Origin of the sequence: Actinomadura formosensis (assembly GCF_050948385.1) — a bacterium.
In the GTDB taxonomy this organism is placed as follows: domain Bacteria; phylum Actinomycetota; class Actinomycetes; order Streptosporangiales; family Streptosporangiaceae; genus Spirillospora; species Spirillospora formosensis.
On sequence record NZ_CP192011.1, the window covers coordinates 2,122,173 to 2,146,401 of the forward strand.

Genomic DNA, 24,229 nt, shown 5'->3' on the forward strand with positions numbered 1-24,229 from the left:
CGCCCACCCTATTCAGGCGCCTTGTTCAGGCACGAGCCACACCGCGCCCAGCGGCGGAACGCGCAGCACCGCGGACGCGGGCAGGCCATGGGACGGTTCGGCGGTCGCCTCGACGCGGCCCATGTTGCCGACACCGCTGCCGCCGTACTCGTAGGCGTCGGTGTTGACCACCTCCCGCCAGCCGCCCGCGCGGGGCAGGCCGAGCCGGTAGTCCTCGTGCGGGTTCCCTGCGAAGTTGACGACGCACGCCATGACCGGCGGCTCGCCGTCGTGGGACGTCCCGTACCGCAGGTAGGAGAGCGTGTTGCCGCTCGCGTCGTTGCCGTCGATCCAGCGGAACCCCTCGTGGTCGCTGTCACGCGTCCACAGCGCGGGCTCGGCCCGGTAGGCGCGGTTCAGGTCGCGGACGAGCTTCTGCAAGCCCAGGTGGTCGGCGCCCTCGGCGGCATTGTCGAGCAGCCACCAGTCCAGCGGGCGCTCCTCCGCCCACTCGGCGCCCTGCCCGAACTCCTGCCCCATGAACAGCAACTGCTTGCCGGGGTGCGACCACATGTAGGCGAGCAGGGCGCGCAGCCCGGCGAACTGCCGCCAGGCGTCGCCCGGCATCTTGCCCAGCAGCGACCCCTTGCCGTGGACGACCTCGTCGTGCGACAGCGGCAGGACGTAGTTCTCCGAGAACGCGTACACCAGCGAGAAGGTGATCTCGTTGTGGTGGTAGTGCCGGAACACGGGCTCGTGGCGCAGGTATTCGAGCGTGTCGTGCATCCAGCCCATGTTCCATTTGAACCCGAACCCGAGCCCGCCGAGATGGGTCGGACGGGACACCCCCGGCCATGCCGTCGACTCCTCGGCGATCGTCATGATGCCGGGGTTGCGCTTGTAGACCGTCGCGTTCATCTCCTGGAGGAACGAGATGGCCTCCAGGTTCTCGCGGCCCCCGTAGATGTTCGGGGTCCACTCGCCCTCCTTGCGCGAGTAGTCCAGGTACAGCATGGAGGCGACGGCGTCGACGCGCAGCCCGTCGATGTGGAATTCCTCCAGCCAGAACGACGCGTTCGCCACCAGGAAGTTGCGGACCTCGGCGCGGCCGAAGTTGAACACGAGCGTCCCCCAGTCCGGGTGCTCGCCGCGCGTCGGATCCTCGTGCTCGTAGAGGGCGGTGCCGTCGAACCGGCCCAGCGCCCACTCGTCCTTGGGGAAGTGGGCCGGCACCCAGTCCATGATGACGCCGATACCGGCCTGGTGGAGCCGGTCGACGAGGTACCGGAAGTCGTCGGGGTCACCGAACCGTGCCGTGGGCGCGTAGTAGGACGTGACCTGGTATCCCCAGGAGGGGCCGTACGGGTGCTCGGCGACCGGAAGCAGTTCCACGTGCGTGAAACCCATGTCGCGCACGTAGTCGGTGAGTTCCTCGGCCAGTTCCCTGTAGCCGAGCCCGGGGCGCCAGGACCCGAGATGCACCTCGTACACGCTCATGGGTTCGCGCAGCCAGTCGCGCTCCTTGCGGCCGTCCATCCACGCGCCGTCGCCCCACTCGTAGGACGAGGTGAACACGCGCGACGCCGTCGCCGGAGGACGTTCGGTGGACTGCGCCATGGGGTCGGCCTTGGTGCGCAGCACGCCGTCCGCGCCGAGGATCTCGTACTTGTAGCAGATGCCGTCGCCGATGCCCGGGATGAACAGTTCCCAGATACCGGTGGAGCCGAGTGACCGCATCGGGTGGGCGCGGCCGTCCCAGTGGTTGAAGTCGCCGACCACGCGCACACCGCGCGCCGTCGGCGCCCACACGGCGAAGGCCGTTCCGGTGACGGTGCCGAACGCGGACGCGTAGGAGCGGACCCGCGCGCCGAGCGCCCGCCACAGTTCCTCGTGCCGTCCCTCGCCGATCAGGTGCAGATCGAGTTCGCCGAGCGTCGGCAGGTGCCGGTACGGGTCGTCCTGGATGGTCTCGATGCCGTCCCCGTAGGTGACGGCGAGCCGGTAGTCGGGGACGGCGGGCGGCGCCTCGTGCTCGCCGCCGCCCGCGAGGGACACACCGCCCGGCAGCGTCCCGGTGAACAGCCCCTGGTGGAAGTGGCGGAGCGGATGCCGGTCCCCGTCCGGCAGGACGACCTCGACCTTTTCCGCGAGGGGCCGCAGCGCCCGCACCGTCACGCCGTCCCGGCCGGGATGCGCCCCGAGGACGCCGTGCGGATCGTGATGGTCGCCGCCGACGAGCCGGTCGGTCTCCGCGCGCGTCACCCGTGCCATGACCTCATGGCCTCCCGTCACTGAGCTTTCACCTCAGTAGAGGTGCCCCGAGAAGCGGCGGACTCACATGACGGGGCGCCCTGTTTTCCCGCGCTCGACGCGCATGACCGGGCGGGGCGGCTGCGGCCGCACGGGCGGGCCGACTCCTCGTCGGCGGGGTCGCGCCGGATGGGTGCCGCCCGTGCGGCCACGACTACCTGGCCCCGGCGGTGACATCGACCCCACCGCCCCGGGCTCCATTCCTATGTCACTTCAGCGACATAAGTACCTGCCGTACCGGGGGTCTCGGCCCGGCCCGCCCCCGCCCGCGGGCCGGGCCGCGCCGTTCCCCACGACGTCCTTTCACCTGTTCCCGCATCCCCCGCGAGCCTGTTCGGCGAGCAGCCCGCGGAGCCCCGCCGAGTCGTCCGCGGCCACCGTCATCGCACATCCGGCCTGGAGTTCGGCGTCGGTGAGGTCGCGGCTGCGGGTCGCGTACCAGCGTCCCGCGTCGCTGCGCCACACCTGCCAGCCCGGAAACTCCCCCTCGACGGCCGCCTTCAAGTCCTCGAAGTCGCCCATCAAGGTCGTCCCTTCCCCGAGGCCGTTCTTCTGTATACAAAAGTCTTACTCGGCCCAAGAGGTGTCAAGCTATCCGTAAGCGGACCATGCCCCCGCGGATAGCGCGGGGAAGGCATGGATCGCAGGGAGGGACCGGTCTGAATCGAACGCGGAGGCGGACAACGTTCGAACGCCGTGCCGGACGGGACAGCGGAGCAGGGAGGTGACGCCGGTGCCGGACCGTCCCGCCTACCTGCGCATCGCCGACACGCTGCGGGAGGCGATCAGGGACGGCAGCCTCCCGCCGGGGACACGGCTGCCGACCATCGCGGAGCTGTGCGAGACCCACGGCGTCTCGGAGATCGTCGTGCGCCAGGCGGTCGCGCTGCTGCGCGGGGAGGGGCTCGTCGAGACCCGCCGCGGCGGCGGCACGCTCGTCAAGGTCATCCCGCCGGCGCGCCGTGTCGCGATGGACCGCTACCGGGCGGTGAGCCGGCCGCTGGCCGTCCCCGAGACCACGTTCACCCACGACCAGAAGATCACCTGGGCGGAGTACCGGCTCGACAAGGAGTTCACCCGGGTGCGGGCGGGCGACGAGCTGGGCGCCCTGTTCGAACTGCCGGCGGGCACCCGGCTGCTGCGCCGCCGGTTCGTCTTCTACGCGCGCGGCGAACCGCAGCAGATCTCCGTCAACTACCTGCCGTGGGACCTCGTCGCCGACACGCCCGTCTGCGACCCGGCGCGCGAGCCGTGGCCCGGCGGGACGCTCGCGCAGCTGGTGTATCTGGGGCATCCGCCCGTCCGGGTCGAGGAGTCGGTCCGGGCCCGGATGCCGACACCGGAGGAGGCCGAGACGCTGCGGATGAGCGGCGGCGTGCCGGTCCTCGGCATCACCCGCCGGATGCTGGCGCGGGCGGGCGTCATGGAGGTCTGCCGCGAGATCGTGCTGCCCGCCGACCGCGTCGTGCTCGACTACGCGATCGATCTGTGACCGCCCGCGCGGTCAGCCCGCGAGGTGGGCCAGCGACTTCAGCGGGACGGGCAGCCAGGCCGGGCGGTTCCGCGCCTCGTACCGGACCTCGTACACCGCCTTGTCGTACTCGAACGCCCGGACGAGCGCCTCGTGCGCGGCCGGGTCGGGGCCGCCGGCCGCCGCGTAGCCGGCGCAGAACGCGGCCCGGTTCCGTTCCGCCCACGCCCGGGCGCGCAGCTCCAGCTTCTCGGCGCCGTCGGGCGACAGGTCGCCGTCCCGCGCGACCAGGAACCGCGCCGCGTACTCGAAGGAGCGCAGCATCCCGGCGACGTCCCGCAGCGGATGCGTGAGGGCGCGGCGCTCGACCGGGGTCCGGGCCGGCTCGCCCTCGAAGTCCAGCAGCAGCCAGCCGGCGTCGGTGCGCATCACCTGCCCCAGGTGGTAGTCGCCGTGGACGCGTTGGAACGGCAGCGACACCGCCTCGGCCGCGACCCGGTCGAACGCCGCACGGATCGCGGGAGCGTACGGGCGCAGCCCCGGGACGGCGGCGGTGACCTCGTCGAGCTGCTCGTTCATGGCGAACACGATGTCGCGCACCACCGCGGGCGGCATCTGCGTCACCCCGAACGCGGCGGCGAGGTCGCGGTGCACCTGCGCGGTGGCCGCGCCGAGCCGCTCGGCCTCCGCCGCGAAGTCGCCGCCGGCCTGCCCGGCGCCGCTCGCGGTGAACGGCCCGTCCCCGGGCGGCATGGGCTGCGCGAACCAGTCGCGGACGCTCGTGAGTGCCAACTGCCAGCCGTCGGTCGCGCTGAGCAGGAACTCCGACAGCAGCGCCAGTGTGACGGGCTCGTTCCCGGTGAAGGCGTCGCCGGGCTCCATCTCGATCCAGCCGTGCACGGCGGCGATGTGCCGGCAGCCCTGCCGGGACAGCGCGAGGTTGACCTCCAGGTCGGGGTTGATACCGGGGGACAGGCGCCGGAACAGCTTGCAGATGTAGACGCCGTCGAAGATCAGCGAGGTGTTGGTCTGCTCGGCGGAGCTCGCCAGGGCGTCCAGGTCGGTGCGGATGCCCGTGCCGGGTGCGCGGCGAAACCGCAGCGGCCCGATGTCGGTCTCGTTCGCCATGTTCGCGAGCAGGGTCCGGGTCAGCTCCGGGTCGTGCACGGCGTCGTAGACCGCGCCGGCGATGCCGTGCTCGCCCTCCGCCCGGCCGATCTCGCAGGGCAGCAGCCGCTCGGGCATGTGCTCGCGGACGCCGAGGAGCAGCTGGTAGTGGTCGACGGTGTCGTGCTGGCGGACGTCGAGGACGAGATGGTGCATGGCGGGGTCGCCGGAGACCAGCTCGGTGGCGGTGCCGATGGTGAGGTCGTCGATGTCGTCGCCCTTGCCGCCGAACCACCGCTGGCCGGGCAGCCAGTCGGCCAGGAGCCGGGTGAGGGAGGTCTCGGACGGCCGCATCACAGCATCCCTTCACCCGGTTCGTGCTCACCGGGCGGCGGCACGAGGAACCAGTAGAAGCCGTGCCCGGGAAGCGTCAGCAGATAGGGGAGCTCACCGATGGCCGGGAACTGGACGCCGCCCATGCACTCGATCGGGGTGGAGCCCTGGAAACGCCGCAGGTCGAGTTCGACCGGCTGCGGGAAGCGCGACAGGTTGTTCACGCAGAGGACGGTGTCCATGCCGCCCCACTGGTTGGTGTCCTTGCCGTTGATCTCGCGGGTGAAGGCCAGGACGGAGGGGTTGGAGGCGGACAGTTCGACGTAGGAGCCGACGCCGAAGACGGGGTGGCGTTGCCGGATCTCGATCATTTTGCGGGTCCAGTGCAGCAGGGATCCGGGGTTGTTGGCCTGGGCTTCGACGTTGACGGCCTGGTAGCCGTAGATGGGGTCCATGATGACCGGCAGGTAGAGGCGGGCGGGGTCGCAGGCGGAGAATCCGGCGTTGCGGTCGGGGGTCCATTGCATGGGGGTGCGGACGGCGTCGCGGTCGCCGAGCCAGATGTTGTCGCCCATGCCGATTTCGTCGCCGTAGTACAGGACGGGGGAGCCGGGCAGGGACAGCAGCAGGGCGGTGAACAGTTCGAGTTGGTTGCGGTCGTTGTCCAGGAGGGGGGCCAGGCGGCGGCGGATGCCGATGTTGGCTTTCATGCGGGGGTCTTTGGCGTATTCGGTGTACATGTAGTCGCGTTCTTCGTCGGTGACCATCTCCAGGGTGAGTTCGTCGTGGTTGCGGAGGAAGATGCCCCATTGGCAGGATTCGGGGATTTTGGGGGTTTGGGCCATGATTTCGGAGATGGGGTAGCGTTGTTCGCGGCGGACGGCCATGAAGATGCGGGGCATGACGGGGAAGTGGAAGGCCATGTGGCATTCGTCGCCGCCGGCGGCGGGGTCGCCGAAGTATTCCACGACGTCGTCGGGCCATTGGTTGGCTTCGGCGAGCAGGACGCGGTCGGGGTAGAGGCGGTCGACTTCGGCGCGGACGCGTTTGAGGTAGGTGTGGGTTTCGGGGAGGTTTTCGCAGTTGGTGCCTTCGCGGGCGTACAGGTAGGGGACGGCGTCCAGGCGGAAGCCGTCGATGCCCAGGTCCAGCCAGAAGCGCAGGTTTTCCAGCATGGCGTCTTGGACGGCGGGGTTGTCGTAGTTGAGGTCGGGTTGGTGGGAGAAGAAGCGGTGCCAGTAGTACTGGCCGCGCATGGGGTCGTAGGTCCAGTTGGAGGATTCGGTGTCGATGAAGATGACGCGGGCGTCGGGGTAGCCGGTGTCGTCGTCGGCCCAGACGTAGAAGTCGCCGAAGGGGCCGGTGGGGTCGGTGCGGGAGGCCTGGAACCAGGGGTGCTGGTCGGAGGTGTGGTTCATGACCAGGTCGGCGATCACGCGGATGCCGCGGGCGTGGGCTTGTTCGATGAGTTCCACGAAGTCGCCGAGTTCTCCGAATTCGGGGAGGATCTGGGTGTATTCGGAGATGTCGTAGCCGCCGTCTTTGAGGGGGGATTGGTAGATGGGCAGCAGCCACAGGCACTGGATGCCCAGCCATTGCAGGTGGTCCAGGCGGGAGATCAGCCCGCGCAGGTCGCCGTAGCCGTCGTTGTTGGAATCGGCGAACCCGCGCACCGACACCTCGTAGAACACCGCCGTCTTGAACCAGTGCGGGTCGCGCGGCGTCTCTGGGTTGAACGCGTCAGGGAGGGGTTCCGACGAGACCAGAATGGCCTCGGACGGAATTTCGGTGACAGGCTCGTCCCGGGACAGCGGGCCCGGCACGGGGGCCGCCGCCGGCTGGGGTTCGTGAGGTCCGCTCAACTCTCGCTACTCCGGAACGTGAGGATGTGTGCGGGTTTGGTGTGGGGGTCGAGGTAGACGTAGTTGGCCTGGGTCCAGGTGTAGGTGGCGCCGTCCAGTTCGTCGATGACGGTGTAGGGGTGATGAGGGTCGTCGGGCAGGCCGAGGGCGGGCAGGTCGAGGTGGACGGTGGCTTCGCGGGGGTGGAGCGGGTTGAGGTTGACGACGGCCAGCACGACGTCGTCGAGGTGACGTTTGGAGAAGGCGAGCAGTTCGGGTTGGTCGATGTAGTGGAAGTGCAGGTTGCGCAGTTGCTGGAGGGCGGGGTGGGCGTTGCGCAGGGTGTTGAGGCGGGTGATGAGGGGTGCGATGGTGCTGCCGGTGCGATCGGCGGTGTCCCAGTCGCGGGGGCGGTACTGGTATTTCTCCGAGTCGCGGTATTCCTCGCTGCCGGGCCGGACGGGGGTGTTCTCGCACAGTTCGTAGCCGCTGTAGACGCCCCAGGTGGGCGACAGCAGGGCGGCCAGGATGGCGCGGATCTGGAAGGCGGGCCGCCCGCCGTGCTGGAGGTAGGCGTTGAGGATGTCAGGGGTGTTGACGAAGAGGTTGGGGCGCATGTAGGCGGCGGTGGGCCCGGTGAGTTCGATGAAGTAGTCGCGTAGTTCGTCAGCGGTGTTGCGCCAGGTGAAGTAGGTGTAGGACTGGTGGAACCCGATCTTGGCCAGGGTCTGCATCATGGCGGGGCGGGTGAACGCCTCGGCCAGGAACAGCACGTCGGGGTCGGTGGTGTTGATGTCGGCCAGGAGGCGTTCCCAGAACGCCACGGGTTTGGTGTGGGGGTTATCGACGCGGAAGATGCGGACTCCGTGGTCCATCCAGTGGTGCAGGACGCGTTTGACCTCTTGGTAGAGCCCCTCGGAGTCGTGGTCGAAGTTGAGGGGGTAGATGTCCTGGTACTTCTTGGGCGGGTTTTCGGCGTAGGCGATGGTGCCGTCGGCGCGAGTGGTGAACCATTCGGGGTGGTCGGTGACCCAAGGGTGGTCGGGGGAGCATTGCAGGGCCAGGTCCAGGGCGACTTCCAGGCCGTGGTCGGCGGCGTGGGCGACGAAGGCGTCGAAGTCCTCCAGGGTGCCGAGTTCGGGGTGGACGGCGTCGTGGCCGCCGTCGGGTGAGCCGATGGCCCAGGGGGAGCCGGGGTCGTAGGGGCCGGCGTCCAGGGTGTTGTTGGGGCCTTTGCGGTGGGCGGTGCCGATGGGGTGGATGGGGGGCAGGTAGACCACGTCGAAGCCCATGTCGGCGATCGCGGGCAGGCGTTTCATCGCGGTGCGGAAGCTGCCCGACATCGGGCCCCGGCGTCCCATCGGGTCGAAGGTGGCGCCCTCGGAACGGGGGAAGAACTCGTACCACGCCCCGTACAGCGCCCGCTGCCGGTGCACGGCCAGGGGATACCAGTCGCTGACGGTCAGCAGATCCCGCAGTGGGTGCCGCTCCAGTACGTCCTCGACATCGGGGTCGGTCACGGCCTGCATCCGGTCGGCGGCCGGGACGGTCTGGTCCGCCAGGAGCCGGGCCAGCCGGTCCAGCGTCGGCCGGTCCTTGCTCGGCACGGACTCGGCCGCCCGCCCGAACAACAGCGCCCCCTCGGCGAACATGAGCTCGACGTCCTGGTCGCGCGGGACCTTGATCTGCGTGTCGTGCCACCAGTGCGCGATGGGCTCGCCCCACGCCTCCACCCGGAACGACCACGACCCCATCTGTGTCGGTGTCACCTGCGCCGACCACAGGTCCAGCCCGGCGCCCACCTCGCTCATCCGCTGGCCCGGCAACTCTTCCCCGTCCGGTGTGCGCAGCACCACCGCTGCGCCCAGCCTCTCGTGCCCCTCCCGGAACACCGTTGCCGACACCTCGACCGTCTCACCCACCACGGCCTTCGCCGGCCACCGGCCGCACCCCACCACCGGCGCCACGTCCAGGATCGGAATACGACCCAGCCTCGGAATGCCGGTCGTATGGGACGTTCCGGACTTGACGTGCATGTGCCACCCCTACCCGCGCGAGACTTCCGAAACGTCCCATGCCCGGGAAGGGGCGGTTACCGCTCTAGAGTTTCGATAACTTTATGTGAGACATTGGCCACACAAGGTGGGGATCGCGTAAGGCGGTCACCGGGTCGGCCGGGCCGTCGGAGAGATCGGCGGGTCCGCCGCGGTGACCTTGCCGTCGGCGTCCACACACCTGCTGAAGCCGCCGATCACCAGCGTCCCGTCGCCGGTGGTGCCGCTGAGCAGGAGCTCCAGGTACATGCCCCGGCGGACGGCGATGAGCTTGCCGAAGTCGTCGCCGAGGGCCCAGCCGTCCCGCCGGAGCCGGTCCTTCAGCGCGGCGTCCCGTCCGGCCGCCCCGTCCGTCCCGGTGTACTCCAGGCGCACCGCGTACTCCCAGTTGAGGACGGCGGGGGCGCGCCCCGGGTCGTCCGGGTCGTGGAACCGGCACTGGTGCTCGTGGTTGCGGAGCACCGTCCGGGCCGTGCGCCCCCCGGCCGGGACGGCACCCGCCAGGCCGTCGACGACGGTTCGGATCGCGGCCGCCTGCCGGTGCAGCAGCGGACGCTTCGAACTGGGGAACGGGCTCGGCGACAGGTTGGGGGACGCGACGAGGTTCCCGCACGACGTGATCACCGGCGCCAGAAGAACGATCAATGCGGGCGCCACGGCCCGCCGGACACCGCGATGGTCGGCGCGCACCGGCCCTCCTTCTCCCGCCCCGCGGCGACGCGCGGGGCATGTCAGTGGTTTGCGGGCTTTGACGGTGCCATGACCTGGTGCGATCGTCATCTGGCCGACCTCGGCCAGCGGGGAACCGGTCTGCGGATGGTCGAGTTTGGGCAAACGCTCGGCCGGGACGTCACCGCCGGATCCGGGGACGGTCTCCGCCGGAACCGCGCGAGCCCTTATGGGAACGAGCCTTCCGCGGATTCACCGGCCGTGCGAGCGCCCCGTCCACGAGGTGAGGGTCCGGTGCCCCCCGTCGCGTCCACGGGGCGGCAGCGCATAGCGTGGCGTTGTGTGAAGGCAATCCGACGTTTCACGGTCCGCACCGTCCTGCCCGAGCCGCTCCGGCAGCTTGAGGAACTCGTCCTCAACCTGCGCTGGTCCTGGCATCACGAGACGCTCGACCTGTTCCGCGCCGTGGATCCCGCGCTCTGGAACGCCGTCCACCACGATCCGGTCCGGCTGCTCGGCGAGGTCGCGCCGGAGCGGCTGGCCCAGCTCGCGGAGGACCGGCGGTTCCTGCGCCGCCTGCACGACACCGCCGAGGAGCTGCACGAGTACCTGACGGCACCGCGCTGGTACCAGTCGCGTTTCAACGTGGGGGGACCGCCCTCCGCGCCCCACGGCGATGAGGAAGGCCCGGCCTGCATCGCCTACTTCTCACCCGAGTACGGGATCACCGCCGCGCTCCCGCAGTACTCCGGCGGCCTCGGCGTCCTGGCCGGCGACCACCTGAAGACCGCGAGCGACCTCGGCGTCCCGATCCTCGGGGTCGGGCTCCTGTACCGGCACGGCTACTTCTCCCAGTCGCTGTCGCCGGACGGCTGGCAGCTGGAGCGCTACCCGCCGATCGACCCCAACGGTCTCCCGCTCACCCTGCTCCGCGAGGGGGACGGGACACCGGTCCGCGTCGTCATCGGCCTCCCGACAGGCCACGACCTGCACGCGCAGGTGTGGGTCGCGCAGGTCGGCCGCGTCCCGCAGCTGCTCCTGGACTCCGACATCGAGGACAACGACCGGTCCACGCGCGACGTCACCGACCGGCTGTACGGGGGCGGCGGCGACCACCGGCTGCTGCAGGAGATGCTGCTCGGCATCGGCGGCGTCCGGGCGATCCGCGCGTACTGCCGCATCACCGGGCATCCCGCGCCGGAGGTGTTCCACACCAACGAGGGCCACGCGGGGTTCCTCGGCCTGGAACGCATCCGCGAGCTGGTCGCCGAGGACGGGCTGACCTTCGACGAGGCACTGGAGACGACGCGGGCGGGCACCGTGTTCACCACGCACACCCCGGTCCCCGCCGGCATCGACCGGTTCCCCCGCGACCTGATCAGCCGCTACTTCGGCGGTGTGAACGAGGAGGAGCAGGTCCCCCTCGACCGCGTCCTCGCGCTCGGCGCCGAGGACTACCCCGGCGGCGACCGCACCGTGTTCAACATGGCCGTGATGGGGATGCGGCTCGCGCAGCGCGTCAACGGCGTCAGCGAACTGCACGGCAGGGTCAGCCGCGAGATGTTCGGCGGCCTGTGGGGCGGATTCGACACCACCGAGGTCCCCGTCGGATCGATCACGAACGGGGTGCACGCCGGCACCTGGGTGGCGCGCGAGGTGCTGGAGTTCACCGCGCGCGAGCTGCCGGCGGTGATGGCGACCGGGCACGGCTGGGAAGGCGTCCGCGCCGTCTCCGAACCCGAGATCTGGCGGATGCGGGGCCTGCTGCGGCGCCGTCTCGTGCTGGCCGCGCGGCGCCGGCTCCGCGAGTCGTGGCGGCAGCGCGGCGCCAGCGAGGCCGAGATCTCCTGGATCGACGAGGCGCTCGACCCCGACGTCCTGACGATCGGGTTCGCCCGGCGCGTCCCGTCCTACAAGCGGCTCACGCTGATGATGCGCGACCCGGACCGGCTCCGTTCGATCCTGCTGCACCCGGAGCGGCCCGTGCAGATCGTCATCGCGGGGAAGGCGCACCCGGCGGACGAGGGCGGCAAGCGCCTCATCCAGGACATCGTGCGGTTCGCCGACGCCGAGGACGTCCGGCACCGCATCGTGTTCCTGCCCGACTACGACATAGCGCTCGGGCAGCTGATGGTGCAGGGCTGCGACGTGTGGATGAACAACCCGCTGCGTCCGCTGGAGGCGTGCGGCACGTCCGGGATGAAGTCGGCGCTGAACGGCGGGCTGAACCTGTCCATCCGGGACGGCTGGTGGGACGAGTGGTACGACGGGCAGAACGGCTGGGCGATCCCGTCCGCCGACGGCCTCGCCGGCCCCGACCGGCGCGACGAGCTGGAGGCCGCCGCGCTGTACGAGCTGATCGAGGACCACGTGTCCGTCACGTTCTACGACCGCGACTCGGCGGGGCTGCCGCGCCGCTGGCTGGAGATGGTCAAGCACACCATCGCCACGCTCGGCCCGAAGGTCCTCGCGTCCCGGATGCTGCGCGACTACGTCGAGGACCTCTACGCCCCGGCCGCCGTGGCCGAGCGGGCCATGGTCGCCGACAAGTACGCGGGCGCCCGCAGCCTGGCGGCGTGGAAGCAGCGGGTCCGCACGGCGTGGCCGGGCGTCGCCGTCGAGCACGTCGAGTCCACCGGGGAGGAGAGCCCGCAGGTCGGCGCGCGGCTCACCGTGCGGATCGTGGTGAACCTCGGGGGCCTCGACCCCGGCGACGTCGCCGTTGAGGTCGCCTACGGCCGGGTGGACGACGCCGATGCGCTCGTCGACCCGTCCTACCTGGAACTGCGGGAGGCCCAGCCGGCGGAGAACGGGCGGTACCGCTACACCGGCGAGGTCCCGCTCGGGCGCAGCGGCGCCTTCGGCTACAGCGTCCGGGTGGTGCCGAGCCATCCGCTGCTGTCGGGCCGCGCGGAGCTGGGCCTGGTCGCGCTGCCGCCCGCGCCGCAGGGCATGACGAACGGCAACCTGCGCTAGCCGCCGCCACGACGCCGGGGATCACCGGGCCGGCGATCATCGCGGTGTCGCTGGGCGCCAGGACCCAGGACACCGCGGCGTCCACCCAGAGCAGGCCCAGCGTGCCCGCTCCCGCCACCGCCAGCACCCGGCGAGGGCGCCGGCGGGCGTAACGGGCGGGCATGCGGCGCTCCAGTTCGGCGTCGAGGGCCGCCAGCCGGTCCGCGCGCCTGCGGCGCGACCGCTCCAGCCACCCCGCGGTGCGGCTCGTCATCATGTGCCTCCGATCCTCGGGAACGGTTTCAGGGAGAAGACGACCTCGACCGGCACCTCGAAGTACTCGGCGATGCGCAGGGCGAGGTACAGGCTGGGGCTGTACTCGCCCCGTTCGAGATAGCCGACCGTCTGGTAATGCACGCCCAGCGCGGCGGCCAGGTCGCGGCGCGAAATGCCGCGTTCGGCCCTCAGCACCGCGATGCGGTTGTGAACGTTCTCCTTGTCGCCGGGTGCCGGGCCGGTCTTGCGGATCACGGCCCGTCCCCCCGTATCGCCCGTGTTCTCATCGGCCGGCGCACCCCCTGTACGACCCCTCAGACCGTCCGTCATATTGATACTTCTGCTGATAGCAGGAGTACTACATTCTGTCGCAGAGGCGCAAGGGAGCGGATCCTGGCAGGATGGACCCGTGCGAGCACTGGACGGACGCCCGGGGCCGCTCGACCGCCTCCCGAGCGGGCGCACGGCGGACGCGATCCTCGCCGCCGGCTGCTTCCTCGCCCTGGCCGTGATCGGGCTGCTGGCGCCGCACGTCCTCGACCGAGCGGCGCTGCCCGTCCACGGCTGGGCGCTGCTGACGGTCGCGTGCGGTGCGCTGTACTTCCGCCGCGGCCACCCCATCGCGGTCGCGGTCGTCACGTTCGTCGCCTGCGCGATCTACTATCCGACCACCGCGACGGACGGCCCCTTCGTCATCACGTTCGCGATCGCGCTGTACACGGTGGCGGCCGCGGGGCGCCTGGTCACGGCCTGCCTGCTCGGAGGCGTCGCGATGGCCGGGATCGTCTACGGCGACAACCGCGACGGCATGAACCACCTGGCGGACGCGGCGCCGTTCCTGCTCGCCGGCTGGTTCGTCGCGGTCATCGCGATCGGCGGCGTGGTCCGCAACCGCCACGCCTACCTGCGGGAGGCCGAGGAGCGGGCGCGGGCCGCCGAACGCGGCCACGAGGCCGAGGCCCGCCGCCGCGCCATCGAGGAGCGGCTGCGCATCGCCCGCGAACTGCACGACGTCCTCGGCCACAACATCTCACTGATCAACGTGCAGGCCACCGCCGCACTGCACGGGCTGCACCGCGAACCGGAACGCGCCGAGGACGCCCTCACCGCGATCAAGCAGGCCAGCAAGGAGACGCTCCGCGAGATGCGCGCCACCCTCGGCGTCCTCCGGCAGGTCGACGAGGCGGCACCGGTCACGCCCGCGTCAGGTCTCGCCCGGCTGGACGAGCTGACCCGCGGCGTGTCGGCGGCCGGCCTGACGATCCGCACCGAGGTGGCGGGTGAGCCGCGTCCGCTGCCGGCCGAGGCCGACCTCGCCGCGTACCGGATCGTCCAGGAGGCGCTGACGAACGTGACCCGGCATTCGGAGGCGTCCACCGCCGTTGTCCGCATCCGCTACGGCGACGGCGACGTGACCGTCAGCGTGGAGGACGACGGTGCGCCGGTGTCCGCTGCGCCGTCCGGGAACGGCAGCGGCATCCGCGGGATGCGGGAGCGCGCCGCATCGCTCGGCGGCAGCCTCGACGCGGGCCCCGGCCCGGACGGCGGCTTCACCGTCCGCGCCCGCCTGCCCGCCTAGCCGGCGCTGTCGGCGAGCGCCTCGTAGGCCGGGGCCAGGACGTCCGGCAGCGGGCGGCGGCGGACCTTCACCGGTGGCGGTGCGGCCACCTGGAGGATGAAACCGGGCGGGACGGGCGGGGCCGGCGGGCGGTCGCGGAGGCGGGCGAGGCCGGACGGGGGCGTCCAGAAGCCGTCCGCCGTGAGCGGTTCGTCCTCGATGTCGAGCGGATCCGGTTCGGTGCCGGCGCCGCGCCGCAGACCGGCGAGAAGCCGGTCGCGGCCCCGGCCGTTCCATTCGAGGATGAGGAACGGGTCGTCGTCGAACGCCTCCGCCAGCAGGTACAGGACGGCCGCCGCGTGCTTGCACGGGTCGCCCCAGTCGGGGCAGTCGCACATCAGATGCAGGTCGGACGCCGATCCGGGGAAGAGCGCGAGGCCCAGTTCGGCGAACACCCACTCGATCTCCGGCGGCATCTCCCCGGCCAGCAGGCGGGCGCGGAAAACCGCGCGGGACGCCAGCTCCCTCTCGACGGCCCGCCAGTCCGCCTCGTCGATCGCCTCGATGCCGAGCGCCACCTCGTACGGCTCCGGGGCCGTGCCGCGCACCTTCGCGGTCACCTCGTGCGCGGCCACCTTGAGGTCGAACACGTTGCCCTTGCGGGCGTAGGTCCGGCCGCGCTGGAGCCTCCCCTTGTCGGCGAACGACTCGACGAGATCGATGAACCGCCGCGACCACCATTCGGTGCCGATCGAGCCGCGCTTGCCCCGCGCCTTGATCCCGTCCCGCATCAGTCGCTCACCGCCTCGGGGGACAGGCGCAGCACGTCGCGCAGCTCGGCCACCGACAGCTCGGTCAGCCAGTCCTCGCCGGTGCCGACGATCGACTCGGCGAGGGCCTTCTTGCGCTCGATCATCTCGTCCACGCGCTCCTCCATCGTCCCGACGCAGATGAACTTGCGGACCTGCACGTTGCGGGTCTGCCCGATGCGGAACGCGCGGTCGGTGGCCTGGTCCTCGACGGCCGGGTTCCACCAGCGGTCGACGTGCACGACGTGGTTGGCGGCGGTCAGGGTCAGGCCCGTCCCCGCGGCCTTGAGCGAGAGAAGGAAGATCGCGGGTTCCCCGTCCTGCTGGAAGCGCTGGACGAGATCGTCACGCGCCTGCTTGGACGTGCCACCGTGCAGCCACAGCACCGGCCGCTCCAGCCGGGCGGCGAGGTAGGGCCGGAGCAGGGACCCGAACTCGGCGTACTGCGTGAAGACGAGCGCCTTCTCGCCCTGTTCCAGGACCTCGGCGCAGATCTCCTCCAGCCGTTCGAGCTTCCCGGACCGCCCGGGCAGCCGCGAGCCGTCCTTCAGCAACTGCGCCGGATGGTTGCAGACCTGCTTGAGCTTCGCCATCGTCGCCAGGACGAGCCCGCGCCGCTGCTTGTCGTCGGCCTCGGCGATCTGCTGGAGCATGTCGTCCACGGTCGCCTGGTAGAGGGACGCCTGCTCGGTCGTGAGGTTGCAGTAGACCTTGATCTCCTGCTTCTCCGGCAGATCCGAGATGATCGACTTGTCGGTCTTGAGGCGGCGGAGAACGAACGGCTGGGTCGCGCGCTTCAGCGCCAGCGCCGCCTGCTCGTCGCCCTCCCGCTCGATCGGGATCGCGAACCGCCGCCGGAACGCGCCGCGCGGCCCGAGCAGCCCCGGGTTCGCGAACTCCATGATCGACCACAGCTCGGTCAGATGGTTCTCGACCGGCGTGCCGGTGAGCGCGATCCGCGTCCGCGCCGGGATGCTCCGGACCGCCCTGGCCTGCCGTGTCCCGCTGTTCTTGAGCGCCTGCGCCTCGTCGCAGACGACCCGCTCCCACCCGATCGCCGCGAGCGCCTCGGCGTCCCGCGCCGCCGTCCCGTACGTGGTCAGCACGAGATCGGCGCCCGCGACGGCCTCCACGAGCTCCTCGCCGCGCTGCCGTCCCGTCCCGTGGTGGACGTAGACGCGCAGCTTCGGCGTGAACCGCCCCGCCTCCCGCTGCCAGTTCCCCACCAGCGACATCGGCAGGATCGCCAGGGTCGGGTCGGGACGTGCGCCGTTCTCCCGCTCATGGACGAGCAGTGACAGCACGGAGATCGTCTTGCCCAGTCCCATGTCGTCCGCGAGCAGGGCGCCCAGCCCCAGATCGTTCATGAAGGTCAGCCAGGCGAGGCCGCGTTCCTGGTAGGGCCGCAGTTCGGCGTCCAGGTCGTCCGGGGTGCGCATGGGGGTGAGGCGGCGGTCGGCCTCGCCGGACAGGAGGTCGCCGAGGGGGCCGGCGGCGTCGACGCCGGTGAGGGGCAGGGTGTCGTCGCCGGCGTGGACGACCGCGCGGATCGCCTCGGCGGCGGTCATCCGGCCCCGGCGGGGACGGCGGAGGAAGTCGAGCGCGGCCTCCAGTTGCCGTTCGTCGAGCTCGACCCACCGGCCGCGCAGGCGGACGAGCGGGGTCTTGAGGCGCGCCAGTTCCTCCAGCTCGGCCTCGTCGATGCTCTCGTCGCCGATCGCGAGGTCCCAGCGGAAACCGACCATGGCCTTCAGGTCGAAGCCCGAGGGCGCCGCCGAGCCCGAGGACGCCTCCGGGTCCTCGTTGCGGGTCGTGAGGCGCATGCCGAGCCTGGTCTTGCCCGCCCACTGGGGGAGCAGGACGCCGAAGCCGGCGGCGGCGAGCATCGGGGCCGCCCGGCGCAGGAAGCCGAACGCGCCAGCGGTGTCGAGGACCAGCTCGCGCGGGGTGGGGCCGTCGAGGGCCGGGGCCAGTTCGGGGAAGAGGCGCAGGGCGCGGCCGAGGCCGGTGAGGAGCGTCTCCTCGGCCTGCGGGATCGAGGTGGCCTCGCCGTCCCAGACCAGCGCGGCCGGGACGTAGAGGCTGGGGTCCTCGGTGCCCTGGAGGGCGAACTCGACGCGCCACGCGTCGTCTCCGGGCTCATCGGGGCCGGACTGCGCGGGGTCCCCCGTGCCGAACTCCTGTGTGCCGAACTCCTCGGCGCCTGGTTCGGCGAGGCGGAAGCAGACGCGGAGGGGGCCGGACGGGCGGCGCGCGGCGGCGGCCCAGGCGTCCAGTTCGGCGATCAGGTCGCCGGGGTCGTCGCGCGGCTCGCGGGCGACCTCGGCGGACGGGCCGGTCAGCGCCGCCGCCCAGCGTTCGGCGAGCGGCAGCCGGTCCGGGGCCCCGCCGCGCCGGGGTGCCAGCAGCGGATGCGGCACCACCCCCCGGACGGCGGTGTCGACCAGGCCGGACAGTGCCTCGCGCAGCACCTCGGCGGCGGGACGTCCGCCGCCCGCCGCGCGGCACGCGGCGGGCATGGCGCGGGCGAGCGCGCGGAACCGCGCCGGGTCGTCGATCACCGGGCGCCAGCGGGCCACGAGGTCGCCGTCCTCGCGCAGCAGCGCGGGCAGGACGTGGCCGCGCCCGGTGAGGGCCACGGCCTCGTCCGCGATCATGCACAGGAAGCGCAGGTCGGTGCCGGGGATGACGTCGGCGCTGTGCTCGGCGGCCTGCAGCAGCGCCATCGCCGGGAACGGCTCCAGGACGAGTGCGGGGACCCGCCAGGGGCGCAGTTCGGGCTCGTCCCGCACCGGCTCGGGGCCCAGCTCGGGCGAGGGCAGCGGATGGTCGTCCCCGGGGGGACGCGGCACGGTGGGAAGGGACAGGGCCAGTTCGACACGGACCGCGGTGCGGACGAGCGGCTCGTAGGAAGTGCCGGTGAAGTCGCAGGTCGCGAAGGGGTGGACGCCCGGCGAGGGCTCGTACGGGCCGGTGCGCTCGGCCCACAGGCAGAGTGCACCGCCATGCCAGGTGGCGTGGGCGACGAGCATGGTCCCCGAAGTTATCAGCAGCCTCGGACGTCGCCGTTCGCCACAGCGGTCGCCCGGCGCCCGGCGTCGGGTGCCCGCCGGGGCGCTGGTTAGGCTCGGGACGTCCGTCACCGATGTGCACAGGAGGGTCGCCGTGGGCGAGTTCGTACGGGTCGAGGTCGAGGACGCGGTCGCGACGATCAGGCTGGACCGTCCGAAGATGAACGCCCTGAACCGCCGGATGCAGCTGGAGCTGATCGATGCGGCGCGGCAGGTGACACGGGACGGCGCCGTCGCCGCGGTGGTGCTGTACGGCGGGGAGCGGGTGTTCGCGGCCGGCGCCGACATCAAGGAGATGGCCCCGATGTCGTATGCCGAGATGTCGGCGGAGCCGTCGCGGCTGCTGCAGGACTTCACCAAGGCGCTCGCCGCCGTCCCGAAGCCGGTCATCGCCGCGATCACCGGGTATGCGCTCGGCGGTGGCCTCGAAGTGGCGCTGACGGCCGACTTCCGGGTCGCGGGGGAGGGCGCGAAGCTGGGCCAGCCGGAGATCCAGCTCGGCATCATCCCCGGCGCGGGCGGCACGCAGCGGCTGTCCCGGCTGGTCGGCCCGGCCAAGGCCAAGGACCTGATCTTCTCCGGGCGGCATGTCGCGGCGGACGAGGCCCTCGCGATGGGGCTGGTGGACCGGGTCGTCCCGGACGCGGACGTCTATACGGCGGCCAAGGAGTGGGCGGCGACCTTCGCCGGCGGGCCGGCGATCGCGCTGCGCGCCGCCAAGCAGGCCATCGACACGGGCCTGGAGGTCGATCTCGGCACCGGGCTGGAGATCGAGCGGACGCAGTTCGCCGCCCTGTTCGCCACCGAAGACCAGGCGAACGGCATGAGGAGCTTCATGGAGGAGGGGCCGGGCAAGGCGAAGTTCAGCGGCCGCTGACCCCGCGCTCCCGCGTGTCCGGCGACCGGGAGGCGTGGGCGCCGCCGAACGCGCGGGCTAAAACGTTATTGGGGTTTTAGAGCGTGATGCCCGGGATTGCGGGGATCGGCGGATAGCATCTGCCGCCATGCGACACGCGTACCGAACCGCGCTCGTCACGGGCGCGTCCAGCGGGATCGGGGAGAGCTTCGCGCGCCTGCTGGCCGGCCGCGGCACCGGCCTGGTGATCGTGGCGCGCCGGGCCGAACTGCTGGACGGGCTGGCCCGCGAGCTGGTCGAGCGGTACCGGGTCGCGGTCGAGGTGGTCGCCGCCGACCTCACCGATCCCGCGCAGCGCGCCGAGGTCGAGGGGCGGCTGCGCGCCGAGCCGGTGGAACTGCTGGTGAACAACGCCGGGTACGGGGCGTTCGGAGCGTTCGCGGAACTGCCGCTGGACGAGCACCTCGCACAGATCGAACTGAACGTCGCCGCGCTGGTGCGGCTCACCCACGCCGCGCTGCCGGGGATGATCGCGCGCGGCCGGGGCGGGGTGCTGAACGTGGCGTCGATGGCGGGGTTCGCGCCGTCGCCCGGCAGCGCCACCTATGGCGCGACCAAGGCGTACGTGGCCGCGTTCTCCGAGAGCCTGCATTCGGAGGTCGCGGGCAAGGGCGTCCACGTGACGGCGCTGTGCCCCGGCTTCACCCGGACGGAGGATGACGTCCCGCCCAACCCGCTGTGGCTGAGGCGGGACGACGTGGCGCGGGCCGGGCTGGACGCGGTGGCCGCCGGACGCGCGCTGTGCGTCCCCGGCATGCAGTACAAGGCGGCGTTCCCCGCGCTGAAGCTCGTCCCGAGGCCGCTGCTCAGGGCCGCCGTGAACCGCATGTGGCAGCAGGCCGCCGACACCAGGTGACGAAACATCACGCCGCTTTTGCTCAGGTCTACAAAACTTCGCGGGCGTTGCTTGTTACGGGGGTGACTTGACGGGTGTCACGGGGAGTGGCGACGATCGAACCTACGCTTGCGTAGGTTGTGTACCGCCTGCTGGGTGCGCCTTTCGAGCCGCAGGCACGGTGGCACGTCCGGCAAGGCCACGTCGTCCAGCGAAGGAACCGTATGTCCGTGACCCACGAAGAGAAGTTCCAGACCGGCCTCTTGAACGACCTTGAGCCGGTGGTCGAGAAGGAGCTGAACCGGCACCTGTCGATGGCGAAGGAGTGGTTCCCGCACCAGTACGTGCCGTGGAGCGAGGGCCGCGACTTCGACGGGCCGCTGGACGGCGAGCCGTGGTCGCTGGAGCAGTCGAAGGTGACCCCCGAGGCGCGCGAGGCGCTCATCGTCAACCTGCTCACCGAGGACAACCTCCCCGGCTACCACCGCGCGATCGCCGCCGTCTACGGCCGTGACGGCGCCTGGGGGACGTGGGTCAACCGCTGGACGGCCGAGGAGAACCGGCACAGCATCGTCCTGCGCGACTACCTCACCGTGACCCGCGCCGTCGACCCGGTGGCGCTGGAACGCGCCCGCATGAAGCACATGGAGGCCGGCTACGAGGCCGACCACGGCGACTCGTTCCTGCACGGGACGGCCTACGTGTCGTTCCAGGAACTGGCCACCCGCGTCTCGCACCGCAACACCGGCAGGGCGTCCGGCGAGACCGTCTGCGAGCAGATGATGGCCCGCATCGCCGCCGACGAGAACCTCCACATGATCTTCTACCGGAACCTGATCGGCGCCTCGCTGGACGCCGCTCCCAACGAGACGATGCGGGCGATCACCGACGTCGTGAAGGCGTTCCAGATGCCCGGCCACAGCATCGACGGGTTCCTCCGCAAGTCCGTCATCATCGCCAACGCCGGCATCTACGACCTGCGGCTGCACCATGACGACGTGCTCGTCCCCGTGCTGCGCAAATGGGGCGTGTTCGACCGCACCGACCTGTCCGGTGACGGGGAGAAGGCCCGCCAGGAACTCGGCGAGTTCCTGGCGCAGCTCGACGCCGCCGCCACCAAGTTCGAGACCCGTCGCGAGGAGCGCCGCGCCCGCCAGGCCGCCCGGCAGGGGTGATCCCCGGCCGGTCAGGGGGTGGGTCCCCGAGGAAAGGCAGTGAACGCGCGCGCGGTTTTCAGCGTCAAAGGGGGCATGGGGACGCATCGGCGACTGGGCGGGTATCGGTTGCTGGACGAGATCGGCCGGGGGAGCACCGCCGTGGTGTACCTCGCCATGGACTCCCGCGGCCGGGAGGTCGCGGTCAAGGAGCTGATCCCGGAGCTGACGGGCGTGCAGGAGGCGGTCGGGCGGCTGGCGCGGGAGATGCGGGCGCAGGGGCGGGTCCGCAGCGCCTACGTCGCGCGGCTGCTGGACGGGGCCGTCTCGGCGGAACGCCCGCACGTCGTCATGCAGTACGTGCCCGGCTGCCCGCTGAACGAGCTGATCTCGGCGTACGGGCCGCTGCGCGGCGAGCGGCTGGCCCGGTTCGCGCGGCGGCTGGCGCTCGCGCTGGGGGACGTCCATGACGCGGGCGTGCTGCACCGCGACGTGTCGCCCGGGAACGTGATCGTGATGGGCGACCGGCCGACGCTGATCGACTTCGGGATCGCGCAGGAGTCCGGCGCCGAGCAGATCACCCGGCGCGGGATGGTCGTGGGGACGCCCGCCTACCTGGCCCCCGAGCTGATCGAGGGGGAGCGCGCCACCGCCGTGTCGGACGTGTTCTCGTGGGCGGCGACGGTCGCGTACGCGGCGACGGGCCGCCCGCCGTTCGGGCGGGGCTCGCTGCACGGGGTGTGCTTCAGGATCCTGCGCGGCCAAGCCGACCTGGACGGTGCCCCGGAGCCGGTGGCGGGGCTGCTGCGGGCGGCGTTCCGGCGCGACCCCGCCGAGCGTCCTTCGGCGCGGTGGTTCGCGGGGGCCCTCTCCCCCCTGGCGGGGGACGCGTCGGCTGGGGGCGGGGTGACGGCGGCCTGATGCCGGTTAGATCTTTTCGGCCCGATCGGCAAGGGTAGGGTTTCGGAAACGATGAAGGGAGCCGTCACGTCCGGGGACCGTATCGGCCACTACAGCGTCCAGCAGACCCTGGGGGAAGGGGGCATGGGCGTCGTCTACCTCGGCGCCGACCCCGAGGGGCGCAACGTGGCCATCAAGGTGCTGCGGCCCGCGGTCGCGGGGGACGCCACGGCGCGTCGCCGGCTGGCCCGCGAGGTCGACTCGATGCGCAGGGTGCACAGCCCGCACGTCGCGGAGATCCTCGACGCCGACGTGACCGCCGACCAGCCCTACATCGTGACCCAGTACGTTCCCGGCCGGACGCTGGAAGAGGTCGTCGAGGAGGCCGGGCCGATCTACGGGCCGGGCCTGCAGCGGCTCGGGGTGGGGCTGGCGTCCGCGCTGTCGGCGATCCACGGCGCCGGGATCGTGCACCGCGACCTGAAGCCCGGCAACGTGATGCTCGTGGACGGCGATCCCGTCGTGATCGACTTCGGGATCGCGCAGGCCGCCGACGCGACCCGGCTGACCGCGACCGGCATGGTCATCGGCACGCCCGGCTACCTCGCCCCGGAGATCATCGAGGGGGAGGACGCGGGCCCGCCGTCGGACGTGCACGCCTGGGCCGGGACGGTCGCCTACGCCGCCACCGGCCGCCCGCCGTTCGGCTCCGGCACCTTCGAGTCGATCTTCTACAAGATCATGCAGGGCATCCCGGACCTGGAGGGCGTGCCCGACGCGCTGCTGCCCGTGCTGCGGTCGGCGATGGCGCGGCACCCGGCGGAACGTCCCACCGCGGTCAACCTGGTCCAGCTCACCCGGCGGATCCACCTCGAAGCCACCATCACCGACCAGACCCGGATCGACCATCACTATCCGGGCCCGGCCGCAGTGGCGGACACGTCTCTGGACGAGCCCGCGGCCGACCACTCCCGGCAGTTCTCCATGCCCGGCCTGCAGAGTTCGCAGGACGTCCCGGCCCCTCCGGCCCCTCCGGTCACGCCGGCCGGGACGGGCCTGCCGGCGCCCGCGCCCGTCCCGGCACAGCCGCGGGACTTCGTCGGCCAGTTGCCGCCGGCCGCGCCCCCGCCGCCTCCGCCGGGCCCGCCGCCCGCCCAGTTCAAGGCGGGCGAGCAGTTCAGGCAGGGCGGTTACGGCCGCTCCGACCCCTACGGCTCCGACCCGTACCACCAGGGCGGCTACCCGCAGCCGTACGGGCCGCCCGGCGGGCCGCCGCCGGGCGCGCTGCAGCGCGGCCCGTACGACGCGCAGCCGCAGGACGCGCAGCGCCGCGCCGCCGACCAGGCCCGCGAGCGTGCCGACAAGGACCGCCGCAAGCCCTACGGCTGGTACCGGGTGCTCAGCTTCATCGTCCTCGTGGCGCTGCTCGGCTTCGCCGGCATCGCGCCGCTGCTCGCCCTCGGCCTCACCGTCGCGGGCGTGCTCGTGCTGCGGATGGCGGACAAGGCCGCCCAGGGCATGGAGGGGCGGCGCACCCGGCGCGGTCCGCGTTCGGGCGACGCCGTCGCGGCGGCGTTCCGGACGCCGCTGCACCTGCCGGGCGCGCTGATGTCCACGATCCTGTGGACGTCGCTCAGCGCGTTCGCGGGGCTGGTCCTGCTCGCCGTGCTGATCTTCGCCCGGTCCGACATGACCGCGTCGAAGGCCATCGCGTACTCGTCCATGGCGGTGATCGGGCTGCTGTGCCTCGCGCCGGGCAGCGGCGCGCCCCGCCGGCAGCTCGCCCGGGTCTGGGGCGCGCTGCTGCCGCGCGCCGAGGCCGCTCTCGCCGGCGCGCTGATCCTCGGGATCTTCGCGGCGGTGCTGGTCGGGCTGTCCCAGCGGCAGCCGCCCGACACCACGCCGCTGGACGGGATGAGCCAGAGCCTGGAGGGCCTGCGCACGGACGTCCGCGACCTCGTCTCGGGCATCCCCGGCATGTGATCGAGTCC

17 protein-coding genes are annotated in these 24,229 nt (G+C 71.8%); 8 read left to right on the top strand and 9 right to left on the bottom strand.

The window, feature by feature from the left end; translation table 11 throughout:
- Positions 1–12: 12 nt before the first annotated feature.
- Complete coding sequence (gene glgB, locus ACQP1N_RS10040; protein WP_433230656.1) at positions 13–2,250, bottom strand: 1,4-alpha-glucan branching protein GlgB; 2,238 nt, start codon at positions 2,248–2,250, stop codon at positions 13–15.
- A 342-nt stretch (positions 2,251–2,592) separates the two neighbouring features.
- Complete coding sequence (locus tag ACQP1N_RS10045) at positions 2,593–2,811, bottom strand: hypothetical protein (RefSeq protein ID WP_067804930.1); 219 nt, start codon at positions 2,809–2,811, stop codon at positions 2,593–2,595.
- Between the two features lie 211 nt (positions 2,812–3,022).
- Between ACQP1N_RS10045 and ACQP1N_RS10050 the strand changes: the two genes are divergently transcribed.
- Entirely contained in the window at positions 3,023–3,781 is a 759-nt protein-coding gene (locus ACQP1N_RS10050) for a GntR family transcriptional regulator (protein WP_433230659.1), read from the top strand.
- A 12-nt stretch (positions 3,782–3,793) separates the two neighbouring features.
- Here ACQP1N_RS10050 and ACQP1N_RS10055 read toward each other — a convergent pair whose 3' ends face one another.
- The 4 genes from ACQP1N_RS10055 to ACQP1N_RS10070 all read right to left on the bottom strand — a co-directional run bounded on the left by ACQP1N_RS10055 (position 3,794) and on the right by ACQP1N_RS10070 (position 9,785).
- Positions 3,794–5,221, bottom strand: a complete 1,428-nt coding sequence (locus tag ACQP1N_RS10055) for a maltokinase N-terminal cap-like domain-containing protein (protein WP_067804932.1) — start codon at positions 5,219–5,221, stop codon at positions 3,794–3,796.
- On the bottom strand, positions 5,221–6,966 hold the full coding sequence (gene treS / locus ACQP1N_RS10060; protein ID WP_433232647.1) for a maltose alpha-D-glucosyltransferase: 1,746 nt from the start codon (positions 6,964–6,966) through the stop codon (positions 5,221–5,223). The genes ACQP1N_RS10055 and treS overlap by 1 nt, the downstream gene beginning before the upstream one ends.
- Before the next feature lie 92 nt (positions 6,967–7,058).
- The gene (locus ACQP1N_RS10065) at positions 7,059–9,077 is read right to left on the bottom strand and encodes an alpha-1,4-glucan--maltose-1-phosphate maltosyltransferase (RefSeq protein ID WP_067804473.1); all 2,019 of its coding nucleotides are present in this window, start codon (positions 9,075–9,077) and stop codon (positions 7,059–7,061) included.
- A gap of 126 nt (positions 9,078–9,203) precedes the next feature.
- Positions 9,204–9,785: a hypothetical protein gene (locus ACQP1N_RS10070; RefSeq protein ID WP_067804474.1), complete on the bottom strand. Its 582-nt coding sequence runs from the start codon at positions 9,783–9,785 to the stop codon at positions 9,204–9,206.
- A gap of 321 nt (positions 9,786–10,106) precedes the next feature.
- Between ACQP1N_RS10070 and glgP the strand changes: the two genes are divergently transcribed.
- A complete protein-coding gene (gene glgP, locus ACQP1N_RS10075; protein ID WP_433230663.1) occupies positions 10,107–12,740 on the top strand; it encodes an alpha-glucan family phosphorylase in 2,634 nt (877 codons plus the stop codon).
- 252 nt (positions 12,741–12,992) lie between these two features.
- On the opposite strand, the gene ACQP1N_RS10080 is transcribed toward glgP, so the two are convergent.
- On the bottom strand, positions 12,993–13,250 hold the full coding sequence (locus ACQP1N_RS10080) for a helix-turn-helix transcriptional regulator (protein ID WP_407642261.1): 258 nt from the start codon (positions 13,248–13,250) through the stop codon (positions 12,993–12,995).
- A gap of 154 nt (positions 13,251–13,404) precedes the next feature.
- Here ACQP1N_RS10080 and ACQP1N_RS10085 point away from each other — a divergent pair, with 154 nt between their 5' ends.
- Positions 13,405–14,574: a sensor histidine kinase gene (locus ACQP1N_RS10085; RefSeq protein ID WP_433230667.1), complete on the top strand. Its 1,170-nt coding sequence runs from the start codon at positions 13,405–13,407 to the stop codon at positions 14,572–14,574.
- On the opposite strand, the gene ACQP1N_RS10090 is transcribed toward ACQP1N_RS10085, so the two are convergent.
- On the bottom strand, positions 14,571–15,344 hold the full coding sequence (locus ACQP1N_RS10090; protein WP_433230669.1) for an SWIM zinc finger family protein: 774 nt from the start codon (positions 15,342–15,344) through the stop codon (positions 14,571–14,573). The genes ACQP1N_RS10085 and ACQP1N_RS10090 overlap by 4 nt on opposite strands.
- On the bottom strand, positions 15,344–18,394 hold the full coding sequence (locus ACQP1N_RS10095) for a DEAD/DEAH box helicase (protein WP_433230671.1): 3,051 nt from the start codon (positions 18,392–18,394) through the stop codon (positions 15,344–15,346). The genes ACQP1N_RS10090 and ACQP1N_RS10095 overlap by 1 nt, the downstream gene beginning before the upstream one ends.
- A gap of 133 nt (positions 18,395–18,527) precedes the next feature.
- On the opposite strand from ACQP1N_RS10095, the gene ACQP1N_RS10100 reads away from it, so the two are divergent.
- The 5 genes from ACQP1N_RS10100 to ACQP1N_RS10120 all read left to right on the top strand — a co-directional run bounded on the left by ACQP1N_RS10100 (position 18,528) and on the right by ACQP1N_RS10120 (position 24,221).
- Positions 18,528–19,310, top strand: coding sequence for an enoyl-CoA hydratase/isomerase family protein (locus ACQP1N_RS10100; protein WP_067804487.1), 783 nt, complete (start codon positions 18,528–18,530; stop codon positions 19,308–19,310).
- Between the two features lie 127 nt (positions 19,311–19,437).
- Complete coding sequence (locus ACQP1N_RS10105; RefSeq protein ID WP_067804490.1) at positions 19,438–20,205, top strand: SDR family NAD(P)-dependent oxidoreductase; 768 nt, start codon at positions 19,438–19,440, stop codon at positions 20,203–20,205.
- A 203-nt stretch (positions 20,206–20,408) separates the two neighbouring features.
- Entirely contained in the window at positions 20,409–21,359 is a 951-nt protein-coding gene (locus ACQP1N_RS10110; RefSeq protein ID WP_067804493.1) for an acyl-ACP desaturase, read from the top strand.
- Positions 21,360–21,434: 75 nt separating this feature from the next.
- Complete coding sequence (locus ACQP1N_RS10115) at positions 21,435–22,259, top strand: serine/threonine-protein kinase (protein WP_433230674.1); 825 nt, start codon at positions 21,435–21,437, stop codon at positions 22,257–22,259.
- 51 nt (positions 22,260–22,310) lie between these two features.
- The gene (locus ACQP1N_RS10120) at positions 22,311–24,221 is read left to right on the top strand and encodes a serine/threonine-protein kinase (protein ID WP_433230677.1); all 1,911 of its coding nucleotides are present in this window, start codon (positions 22,311–22,313) and stop codon (positions 24,219–24,221) included.
- The last annotated feature ends 8 nt before the right edge of the window (positions 24,222–24,229 follow it).